At 65.1% G+C, this 16,742-nt stretch carries 14 protein-coding genes; 8 read left to right on the top strand and 6 right to left on the bottom strand.

Features of this window, described 5'->3' with window-relative positions:
- Window positions 1-94: 94 nt before the first annotated feature.
- Complete coding sequence (locus Q8Q53_RS10490) at window positions 95-1,693, top strand: NAD(P)/FAD-dependent oxidoreductase (protein WP_305701725.1); 1,599 nt, start codon at window positions 95-97, stop codon at window positions 1,691-1,693.
- Here Q8Q53_RS10490 and Q8Q53_RS10485 read toward each other — a convergent pair.
- Window positions 1,671-2,957, bottom strand: coding sequence for an APC family permease (locus Q8Q53_RS10485; protein ID WP_305701724.1), 1,287 nt, complete (start codon window positions 2,955-2,957; stop codon window positions 1,671-1,673). The two genes, Q8Q53_RS10490 and Q8Q53_RS10485, sit on opposite strands and share 23 nt — an antisense overlap.
- 106 nt (window positions 2,958-3,063) lie before the next feature.
- On the opposite strand from Q8Q53_RS10485, the gene Q8Q53_RS10480 reads away from it, so the two are divergent.
- Complete coding sequence (locus tag Q8Q53_RS10480; protein WP_305701723.1) at window positions 3,064-4,674, top strand: tetratricopeptide repeat-containing sulfotransferase family protein; 1,611 nt, start codon at window positions 3,064-3,066, stop codon at window positions 4,672-4,674.
- A 136-nt stretch (window positions 4,675-4,810) separates the two neighbouring features.
- Entirely contained in the window at window positions 4,811-7,363 is a 2,553-nt protein-coding gene (locus Q8Q53_RS10475) for a TonB-dependent receptor (protein ID WP_305701722.1), read from the top strand.
- 134 nt (window positions 7,364-7,497) lie between these two features.
- Here Q8Q53_RS10475 and dnaA read toward each other — a convergent pair whose 3' ends face one another.
- The 3 genes from dnaA to mutM form a co-directional block, all read right to left on the bottom strand.
- Window positions 7,498-8,925 carry a chromosomal replication initiator protein DnaA gene (gene dnaA, locus Q8Q53_RS10470; protein ID WP_305701721.1) on the bottom strand — a complete coding sequence of 476 codons (1,428 nt, stop codon included), beginning with the start codon at window positions 8,923-8,925 and terminating at the stop codon, window positions 7,498-7,500.
- A gap of 500 nt (window positions 8,926-9,425) precedes the next feature.
- Window positions 9,426-9,686, bottom strand: coding sequence for a 30S ribosomal protein S20 (gene rpsT / locus Q8Q53_RS10465; protein WP_305701720.1), 261 nt, complete (start codon window positions 9,684-9,686; stop codon window positions 9,426-9,428).
- A 159-nt stretch (window positions 9,687-9,845) separates the two neighbouring features.
- Window positions 9,846-10,661 carry a bifunctional DNA-formamidopyrimidine glycosylase/DNA-(apurinic or apyrimidinic site) lyase gene (gene mutM / locus Q8Q53_RS10460; RefSeq protein ID WP_305701719.1) on the bottom strand — a complete coding sequence of 272 codons (816 nt, stop codon included), beginning with the start codon at window positions 10,659-10,661 and terminating at the stop codon, window positions 9,846-9,848.
- A gap of 138 nt (window positions 10,662-10,799) precedes the next feature.
- Between mutM and Q8Q53_RS10455 the strand changes: the two genes are divergently transcribed.
- The 4 genes from Q8Q53_RS10455 (at window position 10,800) to Q8Q53_RS10440 (ending at window position 14,230) form a co-directional block, all read left to right on the top strand.
- A complete protein-coding gene (locus Q8Q53_RS10455; protein WP_305701718.1) occupies window positions 10,800-11,531 on the top strand; it encodes a class I SAM-dependent methyltransferase in 732 nt (243 codons plus the stop codon).
- 10 nt (window positions 11,532-11,541) lie between these two features.
- Window positions 11,542-13,095, top strand: a complete 1,554-nt coding sequence (ubiB, locus tag Q8Q53_RS10450; protein WP_305701717.1) for a 2-polyprenylphenol 6-hydroxylase — start codon at window positions 11,542-11,544, stop codon at window positions 13,093-13,095.
- Window positions 13,096-13,099: 4 nt separating this feature from the next.
- A complete protein-coding gene (locus Q8Q53_RS10445; RefSeq protein ID WP_305701716.1) occupies window positions 13,100-13,384 on the top strand; it encodes a hypothetical protein in 285 nt (94 codons plus the stop codon).
- A gap of 105 nt (window positions 13,385-13,489) precedes the next feature.
- Window positions 13,490-14,230: an alpha/beta hydrolase gene (locus Q8Q53_RS10440; protein ID WP_305701715.1), complete on the top strand. Its 741-nt coding sequence runs from the start codon at window positions 13,490-13,492 to the stop codon at window positions 14,228-14,230.
- Window positions 14,231-14,238: 8 nt separating this feature from the next.
- Here the strand turns inward: Q8Q53_RS10440 and Q8Q53_RS10435 are convergent, their stop codons facing one another.
- The gene (locus tag Q8Q53_RS10435; RefSeq protein WP_305701714.1) at window positions 14,239-15,012 is read right to left on the bottom strand and encodes a glucose 1-dehydrogenase; all 774 of its coding nucleotides are present in this window, start codon (window positions 15,010-15,012) and stop codon (window positions 14,239-14,241) included.
- Window positions 15,013-15,117: 105 nt separating this feature from the next.
- On the opposite strand from Q8Q53_RS10435, the gene Q8Q53_RS10430 reads away from it, so the two are divergent.
- Window positions 15,118-15,891: a HesA/MoeB/ThiF family protein gene (locus tag Q8Q53_RS10430; RefSeq protein ID WP_305701713.1), complete on the top strand. Its 774-nt coding sequence runs from the start codon at window positions 15,118-15,120 to the stop codon at window positions 15,889-15,891.
- Here the strand turns inward: Q8Q53_RS10430 and Q8Q53_RS10425 are convergent.
- Window positions 15,888-16,589, bottom strand: a complete 702-nt coding sequence (locus Q8Q53_RS10425) for an NAD-dependent deacylase (protein ID WP_305701712.1) — start codon at window positions 16,587-16,589, stop codon at window positions 15,888-15,890. The two genes, Q8Q53_RS10430 and Q8Q53_RS10425, sit on opposite strands and share 4 nt — an antisense overlap.
- Between the last annotated feature and the right edge of the window lie 153 nt (window positions 16,590-16,742).

Raw genomic sequence — 16,742 nt, 5'->3', positions numbered from 1 at the left:
CGTTCGTGTCGAGCGTAGTCGAGACACGTTTGCGCCATGTGTCTCGACTACGCTCGACACGAACGGGGTCGGGTTCATTGACTGAGGAACTGTGATGACCAAGACCTATGACGCGCTGATCATCGGCGGCGGCCACAACGGGCTGACCTGTGCCTTCTACCTCGCCAAGGCGGGAATGCGGGTGCGGGTGCTGGAGCGGCGCGCCGTGGTCGGCGGGGCGGCGGTGACCGAGGAGTTCCATCCCGGTTTCCGCAATTCCACCGCCAGCTACACCGTCAGCCTGCTGCGGCCCAAGGTGATCGCGGACATGAAGCTGCACGATCACGGCTACCGCGTGATCGAACGCACGATTTCGAACTTCTTCCCGTTCGAGAATGACTACCTGAAGCTGGGCGGCGGGCAGGGCCGGACTGCGGCGGAGTTCGCGCGCTTTTCCAGCGCCGATGCCGCCGCCTATCCCCATTATGACGCCGCGCTGGAAAAGGTCGCCAATGTGCTGCGCGACCTGTCGCTGCAAATTCCGCCCAACGTCGGCGGCGGGCTGTCATCGCTGGTCGCGGCGGCGAAGCAGGGCTGGCCGATGGCGCAGATGGACTTGTCCGTGCAGCGTGATCTGCTCGACATCTTCACCAAGTCCGCGCGCGATTTTCTGGACGGCTGGTTCGAGGATGACCACGTGAAAACCGCCTTCGCGTTCGACGCGGTGGTCGGCAACTTTGCGGGCGTTTCCACGCCGGGTTCGGCCTATGTCCTGCTGCACCACGTGTTCGGCGAAGTGAACGGAAAGCCCGGCGCGTGGGGCCACGCGGTCGGCGGCATGGGCGCGATCACGCAGGCGATGGCCCGCGCGTGCGAAGCGGCGGGCGTCGAAATCAGCCTGGAAGCCCCGGTCGCCAAGGTGCTGGTCGATGGCGGCAAAGTGCGCGGCGTAACGTTGGAAAGCGGCGAGGAAATTGCCGCCAGCATCGTCGCGTCTAACGCCGGCCCGGCACTGCTCTATCGCCAGCTGGTCGATTCCAGCGATCTGGACGATGATTTCAAGCGCCGGATCAAGGGCTACAAGACCTGCTCCGGCACGTTCCGGATGAACGTCGCGCTGTCCGAACTGCCCGATTTCTCGGTCCTCCCCGGCAAGGCGCAGGCCGAACACCACACCGCCGGGATCATCATCGCGCCGGGGCTGGACTATATGGACCGCGCCTTCACCGACGTGCAGCAGCACGGCTGGTCGAAGAAGCCGATTGTCGAGATCATGCTGCCCAGCACGGTCGATGACAGTCTGGCTCCTCCCGGGCAGCACGTCGCCAGCCTGTTCTGTCAGCAGTTCGATCCGAAGGTCGATTGGGACGCCCACCGCGAAACCGTGGCGGACCTGATCATCGACACGGTCAACGACCATGCCCCCAATTTCAAGGCCAGCGTGATTGCACGGCAAATCCACTCGCCGCTCGATCTGGAGCGCAAGTTCGGGCTGATCGGCGGCGATATCATGCACGGCACGATGGGGATCGACCAGCTCTGGGCGGCGCGCCCGGTGCTGGGGCATGGCGACTATCGCGGGCCGATCAAGGGGCTGTACATGTGCGGCGCGGGCACCCATCCCGGCGGCGGCGTGACCGGCGCACCGGGGCATAACGCGGCGCACGCCATTCTGGCGGACCGGCCCCTGCTCAGGAAACTGCTGCGGAGCTGAATCGCCGGGTCACGGCATAGAGCGGGAGGCCGAGCAGGATCAGCACGACCCCCAGGCCGCCTGCTTCCAGCCCCGCGCCGTAAAGCACCCATAGCGAAAATGCGATGCTGATGGCCGCAAAAATCCGGCGACGGTTAAGGCAGATAGCTGCGACGGCGACGCCGATGTAAACCCAGATTGCCGCAGCGGTTGTCAGGCGCAGCATGAAGTCCAGCAGCTTGGCGCCAAAACCGGTTGCACCGCCGATCATCAAGACAATCGACAGCAAGCTGGCCAGCACCATTGGCCAGACGGCCACGTCATGGCGGTTGGTCGGGGCCACCCACGGCGGCAGCATCCCGCCGCGCACTGCCGTCAGCGGCAATTCGCCCTGGAGCAGAACCGCTCCGTTGACGAAACCAATGCCTGAAACGGCGGTCAGCAGAGCCACTGCCAACCCGGCGTCAGCCCCCCAGAACCGCTCCACAAAGAACGCCACCGGTGCGGTAGTCGCGGTGAGCTCGTTCGACGGCAGGGTAAAGATGATCCCCATGCAGACTACGACATAAAGGGTCACGGTCACCACCAGACCCGCCAGCGTCGCCCGGACCACGTTGCGGGCCGGGTCGCGCACGCGCTCGGTCACCATGCTGGCGGCTTCGAAGCTGAGGATGGCGAAAAAAGCCAGCGTCAGGGCAGGGGTAAGCGATTCCAGGGCGAACGGAAGCTGCGCATGAACTGGCGCGCGTCCGGCGTCCCAGGTGGCCAGCCCCGCCAGAATGATGACCACCACCACCAACGGCAGCAGCTTGAGCAGCGTGGTAACCACCTGAAACCGTCCGGCCGCTCTGGCCCCGCGCAAGTTCAGCATGGTTAGCGCGGCAACGATAACGCTGCCGCTTAACGCCAGCCGCAGCGGCGATGATGCCAGTGCGGGCCAGACTGCCGCCAAATAACTTGCCGCCGTAGTCGCGACCACGGCCGTCGCGCACCACAGGCTGACCCAATAGGACCACCCCAGCAACACCCCCGGCAACGGGCCAAGCACTTCACCGCAAATGGCGATCAGGCTTGGCTCATGGGGCATTGCGCGGGTGAGGTCGGCGATGACGATCGCAATCGCGACCGCACCAGTTCCGGCGGCAATCCATGCGGCCAGCGCGGTCCAGCCAAACGGGGCCAACTGGCCGGGCAGAACGAATATTCCGGCACCGATCATAGATCCCACGACGAGCGCTGTGGCCGTCCAGATGCCGAATGGCCGCTGCTCTGTGTGGTCGGACATACCGGGTTTCCCCCCCTCGCGCCGAAAGGAACCATGTTTCTCGGTCCGGTGCCAGCAAAACCGCACCTCTGGCGTTCGCTTTGCAAATCGGGTTAGGACACAGTCCATGGCATCCTTACCCCAACAATCCTGGCTGAGCCGCCTTGGCCGCTATCACCCGCGCCTGATCGCCGCTGCCGTCGCGCTGAACGAGAACGACCTGCCGCGCGCCGAACCGCTGCTGCGCGAACACCTGAAAGCCGATCCGCGGGATGTCGCGGCGATCCGGATGTTTGCCGAACTGGCCGGACGGATCGGACGCTACCGGGATAGCGAAAACCTGCTGCGCCGCGCGCTGGAACTGTCTCCGGCGTTCACGGCGGCGCGGGCCAATCTGGCGCTGGTGCTGTACCGTCAGAACCGCCCGGAAGAGGCGATTGCGGAATTGAACCGGGTGCTCGCCGAAGAACCTGACAACGCCGGACACACCAACCTGCAAGCCGCCGCACTGGGCCGTCTGGGTGAGTTCGAGGACGCGATTGCGCTCTATGAAAAAGTGCTGGCGCAGGCCCCGCGCCAGCCGCGCGTCTGGATGAGCTTTGGCCATATGCTCAAGACCGTCGGGCGCGCGGCGGACGGCGTGGCGGCATACCGCAAGGCGATCGAACTGACGCCAGAGCTGGGCGAGGCATGGTGGAGCCTTGCGAACCTGAAAACAGTGCAGTTCACCGATCAGGACATCGCCGCGATGCAGGCCGCGCTGGAACGGGGGGATACTGCGGAAGAAGACCGCTTTCACCTCGATTTCGCGCTGGCCAAGGCGCTGGAGGACCGGGGCGATCCGGCGGCGTCCTTCGCGCATTATGACGCGGCCAACGCGCTGCGCCGCACCCGGCTGGACTATCAGGCGAGCGACACCACCCGCTTCGTCGACCAGCTGATCGCGCTCGCCACGCCGGAGTTTTTCGCCGCGCGCGCCGGGCAGGGCTGCGATGCGCCCGATCCGGTGTTCATCCTGGGGATGCCGCGCGCCGGATCGACGCTGATCGAACAGATCCTGTCGAGCCACAGCCTGATCGAGGGGACGAGCGAGCTGCCCGATATTCCCGCGCTCGCGCGGCGCGACGGCGAATATCCGCGCGGCCTGCCCGATCTGACGGGCGAGCAATTGCGCGGGCTGGGCGAGGAGTTCCTGCAACGCACCCGCATCCAGCGCAAGACCGAGCGGCCCTTGTTCATCGACAAGCTGCCCAACAACTGGGTCCACACGGTATTCATCCGCCTGATCCTGCCGAACGCAAAGATCATCGACGCGCGCCGCCACCCGCTCGGTTGCTGCTTTTCCAACTTCAAGCAGCACTTCGCCAAGGGCCAGGCGTTCAGCTATGCGCTGGCTGACATGGGGCATTACTATGCCGATTACGTGCGGCTGATGGCGCACCTCGACCGGGTCCAGCCGGGGCTGGTCCACCGGGTGTTCTACGAGGACATGGTGGACCACACCGAAGCCGAAGTGCGCCGGTTGCTCGAATACCTCGGCGTCCCGTTCGAGGACGCGTGCCTGTCTTTCCACCAGACCGAACGCGCGGTCCGCACCGCCAGCAGCGAACAGGTCCGCCGCCCGATCTTCCGCGAGGGGACCGAGGCGCACGTGCCGTTCGATCCGTTCCTTGGGGACCTGCGCGACGCACTGGGGCCGGTGCTGGATGCCTATCCGGGGGTGCCAGAGGGCTGGTAACGGGGTGCAGCGGGCGCTTGCGTGACAAATCTGTCACGCGCCGGCAATGTTGCGATTGCGAAATGTGTCCACCGCTTGACGGAGTGCGCGGCGGGATTCAGTCTCTGATCAGGACCAGTCCGGCAATGGGGGATCAATGCACACTGCAACTCGGCGCGCTGTTATTGCGGCGCTTTTCGCTTCTACCGCGCTCAGCGCGGCTCCGGCTTTCGCGCAGGAGGCGGCGGCTGACGCCGTCGATGCCAACGAAATCGTGGTGACCGCGCAAAAGCGCAGTGAAAGCCTGCAAAAGGTGCCGATCTCGATCCAGGCACTCGGCACGGCCAAGCTCGAAGAGCTGAACATTTCGGACTTCAAGGGCTATGCGCAGCAGCTGCCCTCGGTCTCGTTCCAGTCGTCGGGCACGCCCGGCAACAGCGTGATCTACATGCGCGGCGTGGCGTCGGGCGGGGACGGCAACCACTCCGGCTCGCTGCCGTCGGTCGGCGTCTATTTCGATGAACAGCCGGTCACGACCATTGGCGGCAACCTTGACGTCCACATCTATGACATCGCCCGGATCGAAAGCCTGTCCGGCCCGCAAGGCACGCTTTACGGCGCTTCATCGGAAGCGGGGACGATCCGCATCATCACCAACAAGCCCGATACCAGCGGCTTTGCCGGCAGCGTGGACGGTGAAATCAACACCGTGAAGAGTGGCGATTTCGGCGGCAAGCTGGAAGGCATGATCAACGCGCCGCTGTCCGATAACGCTGCGCTGCGCGTGGTCGGGTTCTATCGCCGCGACGGCGGCTACATCGATAACATCGCAGGGACCCGCACGTTCTGCGGCACCACCCTGTTTGACGGCAGCGGCGGGCTGGCCGGGTGCCTGCGTGATGGCATTTCGGTCAACAATGCCCGCTATGTCGAAAAGAACTACAACGACACCGAAAGCTATGGCGCGCGCGCCGCGCTGAAGGTCGACCTGGACGACAACTGGACCGTGACGCCGACCGTCATGTACCAGAACACCAAGAGCAACGGCTCGTATGGCTATGATGACAGTCTGGGCGACCTGCAGGTCCAGCACTTCTTCCCGGAACACCGTTCGGACAAGTTCATCCAGGCCGCGCTGACCATCGAAGGGAAGATCGGCAACTGGGACGTGACCTACGCGGGCGCCTATCTGGACCGCAAGACGTTCAGCTCCAGCGATTACACCGACTATGCCGAAGCCTATGATTCGCTTTACGAATCGGTCGGCGGGCTGGCCTATTACTTCGCCTATACCGACGCGCTGGGGAACACCAACAACCCGTCGCAGCTGGTGATCGGCAGCGATCACTTCAAGAAACTCAGCCAGGAACTGCGCTTCTCGTCCCCGGCGGACAAGCCGCTGCGGATGGTGGCGGGCGCGTTCTTCCAGCGCCAGTCGAACGACATTTTCCAGGACTACCAGATCCCCGGCCTTGGCCCGCTGATGTCGGTTAACGGCAATCCGGGCACGCTCTGGCTGACCAAGCAGCACCGCGTGGACAAGGATTACGCGCTGTTCGGGGAAGTCAGCTATGACCTGATGGAAAATCTGACGCTGACCGCCGGGGTGCGCGGGTTCAAGTATGACAACACGCTGATCGGGTTCTTCGGGTTCGGCCGCAATCCGGGCAACGGCTATACCGACACGCCCTATAACGGAGCGTGGAGCTCACGCACCGGGGTGGCGGGCTGCTTTACCACCACGGGTGACCGGCTGCGCAACGCAATCGCCACGGGCGGGGCGCTGACCTTTGCACCGGGGGCGATTGCGGGCACACCGTGTACCAACCTCGGCACCTGGGCGGGCGGCAAGGTCAACCCGGTGCAGGCCAAGGGCGACGGGGCAACCTATCGCTTCAACCTCAACTGGAAGCCGACCAACACCGTGATGGTCTATGGCACGGTGTCCAAGGGCTTCCGCCCCGGCGGGATCAACCGCCGCGCGGACGTGGCGCCTTATGCACCGGATTTCCTGATCAACTTCGAACTGGGGTGGAAAACCACGCTGGCTCCGGGTTTGCGGTTTAACGGTGCGGTCTATCAGCAGGAATGGAAGGACTTCCAGTTCTCGTTCCTGGGGGCGAACAGCTTCACCGAAATCCACAACGGCCCCGATGCACGGATCAAGGGGGTCGAGATGGACCTGACCTATAACGGCGGCGGGTTGTTCTTCAATCTGGCGGGGTCGTACACCGATGCCAGGACGCTGCAGAACCTGTGCATGATCGACGATCCGACCTACACCTGCACCGGGCCGGGCAACATGGTGTCAGCTCCCAAGGGGATCCGCCTGCCGATCACGCCCCGGTGGAAGCTGTCGAGCACGCTGCGCTATACCGCCGACATGGGCAGCGTGAAGCCCTATGGGCAGCTGAACGTCGCCTATCAGAGCAAGGCCGCATCGGATATCCGCACCGCGGTCTATGAAACGTTCTCGGGCAACGTGATCAGCCCGGCGGCCAACCTGGGCGATCTGGAGCAGTTCGCGACGGTCAATGTCGCGGTCGGCGCGGACATCGGCAAGCTGAACCTGGAGTTCTTCGTGGCCAACCTGTTCGACGAACGCGGCCAGCTGTCCCGCTTCCAGCAGTGCGGCAGCTGCGCCCAGCGCGGCTATGTCGTGCCGATCACCCCGCGCACCTTCGGGCTGCGTGCCGGGATCGATTTCTGATTCCATCGGATCAGCGGTAAAGGATCGGGGCGGGGGCAGCGCAAGCTGCCTCCGCCCTTTCCTTATGGATGCAGGACAGACGCAAAAACGGGAGCCGAAGCTCCCGTTTCCGTGTCAGCGATAGTCGGCGCGGATCAGCTTTCCAGCTGGCGCAGCAGCGAGCGCACATCGCCGTCCATGTCGGCATCACGAGTGCGCAGGTCTTCGATCAGGCGCACGGCGTGGATCACGGTGGAGTGATCGCGCCCACCGAACTTGCGGCCGATTTCCGGGTAGCTGCGCGGGGTCAGCACTTTGGCCAGATACATCGCGACCTGCCGGGGCCGCACAACGGCGCGGGCGCGGCGCTTGCTGGCCATTTCGGTGCGGTCGACGCGGTAGAACTGGCAGACCGTCCGCTGGATTTCATCGATGGTGATCCGGCGGCGGTTGGCCGACAGGATATCGGTCAGCTGTTCTTCGGCCAATTGCAGCGAGACAGCCTGACCGGTCAACTGGGCATAGGCGATCAGCTTGTTCAGGCCGCCAACCAGTTCGCGGACGTTGCGGTTGATCGTGCGGGCCAGAAACTCGACCACATCCGCCGGAACGTGGGTGGGCGAAAAGCGGGCGAGGCGGTGCTCCAGAATCGAGCGGCGCAGTTCGATGTCGGCGGGCTGGATATCGGCCACCAGCCCCATCGACAGGCGCGACAGCAGGCGCTGCTCCACCCCGTCGAGCGCCTGCGGCGCGCGGTCAGCCGCGAACACCAGCCGCTTGCCTTCGGCCAGCAGCGCATCGATCGTGTAAAGCAGTTCTTCCTGGGCGGATGCCTTGCCGATGATGAACTGGATATCGTCCACCAGCAGCAGGTCAAACCCGCGCAGCCGGGTCTTGAATTCGATGGTCTGGTTCTGGCGGAGCGCCTGAACGAATTCGACCATGAACCGTTCAGCCGAACAGTAGAAGATCCGGGCGCGCGGATGCGCCGCCAGATAGGCGTGGCCAATCGCGTGCAGCAGGTGCGTCTTGCCCTGGCCGGTTGCGGCCTTGAGATAGAGCGGGGCAAACTGCGGGGTTTCCGTGGCCGCCATGCGCTGGGCCGCGTTGGATGCCAGCACATTGGCGGTCCCGGTCACAAAGCTTACAAACGTGAGCGAGGGGTCCAGCCCGACCGGCGGCTGCCCGGCGCCGCCCAGTTCGGCTGCGCCCAGACCCAGCGCATCGCCCGGCTGCGAGATGATTGCGTCGTTTGCGGCGCGGCGTGTGCCGTCTTCGCGCCCCAGCCGCAGCCCCTGCATGGCGCGGCGGCCCGGCAGCACCGAAACGCGCATGTGGCGCACATCCGGGCGGGCGATCTTCCACGCCAGCGACAGCCGGTCGGCAAAGCGATCCGCAACCCAGTTGGCGGAAAATTCAGTCGGCAGGAACAAGTCCAGCGTGCCGGTTTCCTTGCAGAAGCTGCCCAGCTGGATCGGCTTGATCCATTGCGCGTGCAACTGCTGGCCAAGATCCTTGCGCAGGCCCTGGCTGATGTCAGCCCAGTCTGCCGCAAGGTCGAGCGCTTCCTGTTCTTCAATCATGCGCTCTGTGTCATTCCTGTTGTCCGCGCCGGCACTGTTGTGCTGGCTGCCCATCGTCGAACCAGTCACCCGGTGCGCCCCCAATTCAACCCAATTGTTCACCCGCCCGCGCCTGATGGCACAGACAAACCCCTAGCCACCCTCCCCAACAAGGGCGGCGCTGTATTACAAACTTTGATGTGATGCCCCGGCAAGAACCGCATCAGGCAGTCTCGGTTTTATGGACGCTTCCGCGCCGAGGGCAAGGCGCACATTGTAAAAAAATTGAAATATAGGGCCTTGACTCAATGCCGCACGGGAGAATCCCGGCAACAAATACTAACCCACTGTTAACGCTGTATTTTGCAATTCAGATCTGGCCGAATCGGCGGAAATCAAGGGATTGCCGCAAAGCAGCAGATGCGCCGGTTGCAGGCACGAAAAAAGCCGGCGGATCGTCCGCCGGCTGTTTTTCATCGTCAATCGCCCGGAGCGCCGGATTGGCGCCGCCGATTCGCGAATCAGAGAGCGGAAACCCGCTTCGTCAGGCGCGACAGCTTCCGCGCGGCGGTGTTCTTGTGCAGCACGCCGCGGGCAACGCCGCGCGCCAGTTCCGGCTGGGCGGCCTTCAGCGCGTCAGCCGCTTCGGCCTTGTCGCCACCGGCCAGTGCGGATTCGACCTTCTTCACGAAAGTACGGATGCGCGACAGGCGGTTGCCGTTGATTTCGGCCCGACGGTCGTTGCGACGGATGCGCTTCTTGGCTTGCGGCGTATTGGCCATGTTCGTCCTTCACTCGGCTGCCTTCATGCAGCCACCCTAGCGGTTAAATCTGTTGTAACTGCGAGAGGCCCGGCCGAAGTCGGTCCCGCAAGAAGCGCGGCCCTTAACTGTGCAGGGGCGAATCGTCAACAATGGAGTTCCGATCGGGAGGCATGCGGCTCACTTCTGGCATCTGGGGCAATGCCAGGTGCTGCGCCCGCCCTGCGCGAACCGCGCCACTGCGCTGCCGCAGCGCGTGCAGGGCTGGCCGGTGCGGTCATAGACGTCGAACTGCTTGGAAAAATAGCCCAGCTGGCCATCGGGCTGGGCAAAGTCGCGCAAGGTTGATCCGCCCGCTGCGATCGCCTCGGCAATCACTGCCTTGATCGCCGGAACCAGCCGGTCCAGCGCCGCGCCCGATACCCGCCCAGCCGGTTTCAACGGCGCGATCCCGGCCCGGAACAGCGCTTCGCAGACATAGATATTGCCCAGCCCCGCAACGATTCGCTGATCCAGCAGCATCAGCTTGATCGCGGCGCTGCGCCCCGCCAGTGCGGTTTTGAGGTGTCGCGCGGTCAGCCCGTCGCCCACCGGTTCCGGCCCCATTGCAGCAAACCGGGGCCATTGGTCCAGTGCATCGGTGGGCACCAGATCGACCGAACCGAACCGGCGCGGATCGCACAGCGCCAGCACGTGGCCGCTCGTGGTTTCAAGAATCAGGTGATCGTGCGGCCCCAGTTCCTCCGGCTCGATCCGCCAGCGGCCCGACATGCCGAGGTGGAACACCATCGTCTGCCCCCGGTCGGTCTGGATCAGCCCGTATTTGGCGCGCCGCCCCAGGCCGGTGACGGTCGCGCCGGTCAGCACTTGCACCAGATCGACCGGGAAGGGGCGGCGCAGGTCCGCGCGGCGCAGTTCCACCCGCGCCAGCCGCGCGCCATCAAGGTAGCGGGCAAGACCGCGCACGGTCGTTTCGACTTCGGGTAATTCCGGCATAACCATCCTGCTAGAAGTGTTCGTTGCGAAGGCCGCGAAAAAGCGACTTGCGGTTGCGGCACCGGCCCGGTGCCGCACTCTTGCAACGAACGCTAACAAGCTTTGCGGCGCACCGAAACTCCCCTATGGGCGGTTGCCATGAGCGAACAGGTTTCCTTCGGCTACGAAGACGTCACTCCAGAGGAAAAGGCCCAGCGCGTTGGCGCGGTCTTTTCCAGCGTTGCCAAGAAGTACGACGTGATGAACGACGCCATGTCGGTGGGGATGCACCGGCTGTGGAAGGACAAGTTCGTGCGGCGGGTCAAACCCCAGCCGGGTGAGCAGATCCTCGACATGGCGGGCGGCACCGGCGACATCGCGTTCCGCATGGCCGCGCGCGGCGCGACGATCACCGTGTCGGACATCAATCAGGACATGCTCGACGTCGGCATCGACCGGGCGATGGACAAGGGCCTCGATTCGCTGGTCTGGTCCTGCCAGAACGCCGAGGAGCTGAGCTTTCCCAGCCGGTTCTTCGATGCCTATACCATCGCGTTCGGCATCCGGAACGTCACCCACATCGATCAGGCGCTGGCCGAGGCCTACCGCGTGCTGAAGCATGGCGGGCGGTTCTTCTGCCTGGAATTCTCGACCACCGAATGGCCGGGCTTCAAGGAAGTCTATGACTTCTATTCGCACCAGCTGGTGCCCCGGATCGGGCAGGCGATTGCCGGGGACGCCGACAGCTATCGCTATCTGATCGAATCGATCCGCCGCTTCCCGCCGATGTCGGAGTTTGAAGGCATGATCCGCGCTGCGGGCTTTACCCGGACCCGGGTGGAACCGATCCTGGGCGGGCTGGTCGCGATCCACTCCGGCTGGAAGGTCTAGATTTAACCGCATGACCCGTCCGACCACGCATCTGCTGCGATTGTTGCGCTGGGGCCGGATTCTGGCGAAGCATGGCGCGCTGCGCGGGATCGAGCGTGATCTGAACACGCCCGCCCCGGTCCGCCGCCTGTGCCGGATCGCGCGGATCGGCACGTTCCAGCCCGACGTGCCGGACTATGCCGGGGCGTTTGAGGCGATTGGCCCGGCGGCGATCAAGCTGGGGCAGGCGCTGGCCACCCGGCCCGATCTGGTGGGCGAGGAAGCGGCGCGCAACCTGCTGAGCTTGCAGGACAGCCTGCCGCCGGTCGATTTCAGCGTGATCCGGCGCGAAATCGAACGCTCGTTCGGCAAGCCGCTGAGCGCGCTGTTCACCAGTATCGAGGAAGTGCCGGTCGGCGCGGCCTCGATCGCGCAGGTCCACCGCGCGGTGACCACCGATGGCCGGACGGTGGCGGTCAAGGTGATCCGTCCCGGCATCCGCGAAAAGCTGGCACGCGATATCGCGACTTATGAATGGGCCGCCGCGCATCTTGAGGCGCTGGGCGGCGAGGCCGCGCGGCTGCGCCCGCGCCTGACCATCGCCAATTTCAAGCGCTGGACCGCGCGCGAGCTGGACTTGCGGCGCGAGGCGGCGTCTGCATCGGAACTCGCCGACGCGATGAAGGGGTTTGACGGCTTTCGCGTGCCGGGGGTCGATTGGGACCGCACCAATGGCCGGGTGCTGACGATCGAATGGATTGCAGGCACCAAGATCAGCGAAACCGCTGCGCTGGCCGCCGCCGGGCACGATATGACCGCGCTGGCGCACCGGCTGGTGCTGTCATTCCTGACCCAGGCGATCAGCCACGGCTATTTCCATGCCGACATGCACCAGGGCAACCTGTTCGTGCAGGATGACGGCACCGTGGTGGCGATCGATTTCGGGATCATGGGCCGGATCGACCGGCGCGCCCGGTTCTGGCTGGCGGAAATCCTGTTCGGGCTGACCACCGGCAATTACCGCCGCGTCGCCGAGATTCATTTCGAGGCGCAATACGTCCCCAGCTATCATTCGGTCGATGAATTCGCGACCGCGCTGCGCGCCGTGGGCGAACCGATGCGCGGCAAGCCGGTGAGCGAGTTGTCGGTCGGGCAGATGCTCGACGGACTGTTCGCGATCACCCGCGATTTCGACATGCAGACCCAGCCGCACCTGCTGCTGCTGCAAAAGACGATGGTGATGGTCGAAGGGCTGGCGACCCAGCTCGATCCGGGAATCAACATGTGGGACGTGTCCGGCCCGTTCGTGAAGAACTGGATCCGCGACGAGCTTGGCCCCGAAGCCGCGATTGCCGAGCGCCTGCGCGAAGATGCGCAGACCCTGCTGCGCCTGCCCGAACTGGTCCGCCGGATCGAGGAACGCTTCCCGGCCAAGGGCGGCGCGCCCGAACAGCCGCCGCTGCCGGACGTGGAACTGGTGTGGGAGCGGCGCGCGCGTTCAGGGCGAGGGTGGGGCGGATACCTGCTGGCGCTGCTGGCAGGCGGCGCGGCCGCGTGGGGCGCGCAGGCGCTGGGCTGGTTCTGACGCGATGGACCTCGACGCCCTGATCCAGCACTTTTTCGAAACCGGCGACCCGGCGACCCTGACCGAGGCGGAATACGAGCTTGGCCTTGAACGGCTGCGGATCGGTTTCGGGGTAGAGCGCGAACCCGGCCGCAAGTTTGCGCTGTGGACGCTGCTGGACGCGCTGGGCGTGGCCCCGCTGCCGGCCGATGCCTTTGCCAAGGAACCGGCGCTCAAGGCTGCCGCCGAAGATTACCTGTCCGCTGCGTTCCGGCTGGAACGATTTGGGCCGCGTGATGATGATGCCTGACTTTTTTCGCCGCTCGATCATTCCTGTGTTCCCCAACCGAGTTCCCCGCTCCCCAGCTGCCGTGCTGGCCGGTGTGCGGTGGACCGACAATTGCAGGTTGCCCGCATGAAACACTCGCTGAAAACTGTTGCCTATTTCCACGGAATGCCCGGTGGCCCCGGTGAATGGGCCGCCAATGCCCCGGCCCAGTTGGTCGGCAAGGTCGCGTTGCCGGATCGCAACCAGCCGTCGTTCGATTCGGCCGGATTTGCCGCCAGCCTGCCGCAGGGGGCAATCCTGATCGGCTTTTCGCTGGGGGCCTATGCCGCGCTGCAAGTGGCAGCGGCAGCGGGGGAGCGCGTCGGCGCGCTGCATCTGGTGTCACCCGCTGCACCGCTGCAACTGGGGGATTTCCTGCCGCAGATGCAGGGCGGCAAGCTGTTCTGGCTGGCGGCCAACCACCCCAGCTGGTTCGGGATGGTCTCCCGCGCGCAAAGCTGGGTCGCGTGGAAGACCCCCGGCTTCATGCTGAACCGCCTGATGAGCGGGGCGGCGGGCGATGATCGCGGCTTGATCCGCGATCCCGCGTGGCGCGCAGCCATGGCGGAAACGCTGCGCACCGGCATTGGCTTCAGCGCGACGGGGTATGTCAGTGAAATCCGGCGCTATGTCGAAGACTGGCGCGATACCCTGGCGCAGGTGCAGGCACCGGTCACGATCTGGCAGGGCGATGCGGACAACTGGACTCCGCCCGCGATGGCCCAGGCGCTGGCCAAGGCGTTGCCCGGCGATGTCACCACGGTGATGCTGCCGGGGGCGTCCCACTATTCGGCGTTGCAGGCGGCGCTGGCGCGAATCGAGCTCTGATCCGCCGCTTACCCGGCGTGCATCCCGCCATCGACGACCAGTTCGCTGCCCGTGGTAAAGGCCGCGCGGTCTGACGCCAGGAACACCACCGCGTCGGCCACGTTGCGCGGCTCGCCCAGGTGGCCCAGCGGGTGCATGGCCGAAACTTGGGCCAGCATCTCGTTGTTGCCCGCCCCTTGCGCGGCGGCGAAATCGTCAACCAGTTTGCGGCCCATGTCGGTATCGATCACGCCGGGGTGGACGGAATTGACGCGGATGCGCGCTGGCGCCAGTTCGACCGCGCAGCCCTTGGTAAACAGCCGCACCGCACCCTTGGTGGAATTGTAGCAGCTCGCCCCCACCGCGCCCTGCAGGCCGGCGACCGAGGACAGGTTCACGATCGCCGTGCCGCCGCGCCACAGGTGCGCGCGCTCTGCCAGCAGCGGGATTGCGGCGCGGGTGCCCATGAACACGCCTTCGACATTGACCGAATGGAGCCGCCGCCAATCGTCCAGCGTGGTTTCCGTGATCGGCTTGAACAGCCACAGCCCGGCATTGTTGACCAGAATGTCCAGCCCGCCTGCTTCGGCCTTGATCCAGTCCATTGTCGCGGCCCAGTCAGCCTCGCTCGTCACGTCCTGCGCCCGGGCGATCCCGCCGATTTCATCGGCCAGGTCTTCAGGAGCGGTCAGATCGGTCACGGCGACTTTCGCGCCCGCTGCGGCGAGTGCGCGCGCCGTGGCCAGGCCCAGCCCGCGCGACGCCCCGGTAACCAGCGCGACGCGCCCGGCAAGATCAGACATAACCCTCTCCTTCATCTGCTTTGCGGGCAAGTCTGCGCCAAAGGTGCGGTACTTGTCACGCGCAGAGACGTGGCATCGCGCAAAGTTTCCGCCTAAAGCCCCCGCATGACATTGCCGCCGGACCGCCTTGACCGCTTTGCCCGCCATATCGTGCTGCCCGAAGTGGGCGGGGCGGGGCAGGTGGCGCTGACGCAGGCGCACGTGGTGCTGATCGGGTGCGGCGGGATCGGTTCGCCCGCGCTGCAATATCTGGCCGCCGCCGGAATCGGGCGGCTGACGCTGGTCGATGACGATGTGGTCGATGCCAGCAACCTGCAGCGCCAGACGATCTATACCCCGGCTGACATTGGCCGGTCCAAGGCCGAAGCCGCGGCCGATTGGGTGCGGCGGTTCGATCCGGTTCTCGATGCCCGCGCAGTCGTCGGGAGGGTGAGGGGGGATAACGCCGCGCGGGTCATCGAGGGTGCAACCGTCGTAGTCGATGGCTGTGACAATTTCGCGACTCGCCTGCTCGTGTCAGATACGTGTGTGCAGCAAGGCATTGCGCTAACCACTGCGGCAATCGGACGGTTTCAGGGGCAGGTCGCGAACTTTGCCGGGCATCTGGCCGGTGAGAGCTGTTATCGCTGTTTCGTGGGCGATGCGTTCGACGCGGAAGATTGCGATACCTGCGCCGCCGATGGCGTGCTGGGGGCGATGGTCGGCATGGTCGGCACGTTCGCGGCGATGGCGGCGATGCGGGTGATCCTGCAAGGCCACGCGGCGCTCGGCGATCCGCAGTGGGGCAAGTTGCACCTGCTGGACGGGCTGGCACCGTCGCTGCGGACGATGCGGATCGTCAAGGATGGCGAATGCCGGGGGTGTTCGCGAACCCACTAAACCGCCAACATCTCCGCCACCCACGCCGGCACGATCTCGCTCGCCGGGCCAAGCCGCGATTCGTGGAACCAGCGCGAACCCTGGCTTTCCTCAAGGTTCAGTTCCAGCGTCGGGATCCCCAGTTCGCGGGCGTTCTGGACGAACCCGGCAGCGGGATAGACCGCGCCCGATGTGCCGATCGATACGAACAGGTCCGCCTCGCGCAGCGCGCCGTAAATCGCGTCCATCCGGTATGGCATCTCGCCGAACCACACCACGTCGGGCCGCAGGCTGCGCGACTGGCAGACCGGGCAAGGCGGCCGGTCGATCAGCGCCCCGCGCCAGTGGGAGCGCACATCGCAGCTGGTGCACCATGCCATCAGGTGCTCGCCATGCATATGCAGCACCCGCTGCGCACCCGCACGGGTGTGCAGATCATCGACGTTCTGGGTGACGATCAGCAGATTCCCGCGCCACGCGCTGTCCAGCTGTGCCAGCGCGAAGTGCGCCGGGTTGGGCAGCTTTTCCTGAACCGAGGCGCGGCGCATGTCATAGAAGCGGTGGACCAGATCGGGATCGCGCGCGAACGCTTCGGGCGTGGCGACGTCCTCCACCCGGTGCTGTTCCCACAGCCCGCCCGCGCTGCGAAAGGTGTCGATCCCGCTCTCGGCAGAAATGCCCGCGCCGGTCAGGATCACGATGTTGCGAATGACCTTCATCCTCTGCCCTTGTCGTCACCCTGAACTTGTTTGGCGCTTATCCCCTTCGGCACCGTAAAGTCTAAACCGTCATGCTGAACTTGTTTCAGCATCCATTTCTCGGCCCGCACTGTCCGTGCAGGAGGAGAGATGGACCCTGAAACAAGTTCAGGG

Origin of the sequence: Novosphingobium sp. (assembly GCF_030699305.1) — a bacterium.
Classification (GTDB): Bacteria; Pseudomonadota; Alphaproteobacteria; order Sphingomonadales; family Sphingomonadaceae; genus Novosphingobium.
The sequence above is the reverse complement of the archived record's forward strand: the minus strand, read 5'-3'. Positions and strand labels throughout refer to the sequence as shown.

Bases quoted from the DNA above. Each gene is read 5' to 3' on its own strand.
- Q8Q53_RS10490 (WP_305701725.1), top strand. From the start codon at position 95: ATGACCAAGACCTATGACGCGCTGATCATCGGCGGCGGCCACAACGGG.
- Q8Q53_RS10485 (WP_305701724.1), bottom strand. From the start codon at position 2,957: ATGTCCGACCACACAGAGCAGCGGCCATTCGGCATCTGGACGGCCACA.
- Q8Q53_RS10480 (WP_305701723.1), top strand. From the start codon at position 3,064: ATGGCATCCTTACCCCAACAATCCTGGCTGAGCCGCCTTGGCCGCTAT.
- Q8Q53_RS10475 (WP_305701722.1), top strand. From the start codon at position 4,811: ATGCACACTGCAACTCGGCGCGCTGTTATTGCGGCGCTTTTCGCTTCT.
- dnaA (WP_305701721.1), bottom strand. From the start codon at position 8,925: ATGATTGAAGAACAGGAAGCGCTCGACCTTGCGGCAGACTGGGCTGAC.
- rpsT (WP_305701720.1), bottom strand. From the start codon at position 9,686: ATGGCCAATACGCCGCAAGCCAAGAAGCGCATCCGTCGCAACGACCGT.
- mutM (WP_305701719.1), bottom strand. From the start codon at position 10,661: ATGCCGGAATTACCCGAAGTCGAAACGACCGTGCGCGGTCTTGCCCGC.
- Q8Q53_RS10455 (WP_305701718.1), top strand. From the start codon at position 10,800: ATGAGCGAACAGGTTTCCTTCGGCTACGAAGACGTCACTCCAGAGGAA.
- ubiB (WP_305701717.1), top strand. From the start codon at position 11,542: ATGACCCGTCCGACCACGCATCTGCTGCGATTGTTGCGCTGGGGCCGG.
- Q8Q53_RS10445 (WP_305701716.1), top strand. From the start codon at position 13,100: ATGGACCTCGACGCCCTGATCCAGCACTTTTTCGAAACCGGCGACCCG.
- Q8Q53_RS10440 (WP_305701715.1), top strand. From the start codon at position 13,490: ATGAAACACTCGCTGAAAACTGTTGCCTATTTCCACGGAATGCCCGGT.
- Q8Q53_RS10435 (WP_305701714.1), bottom strand. From the start codon at position 15,012: ATGTCTGATCTTGCCGGGCGCGTCGCGCTGGTTACCGGGGCGTCGCGC.
- Q8Q53_RS10430 (WP_305701713.1), top strand. From the start codon at position 15,118: ATGACATTGCCGCCGGACCGCCTTGACCGCTTTGCCCGCCATATCGTG.
- Q8Q53_RS10425 (WP_305701712.1), bottom strand. From the start codon at position 16,589: ATGAAGGTCATTCGCAACATCGTGATCCTGACCGGCGCGGGCATTTCT.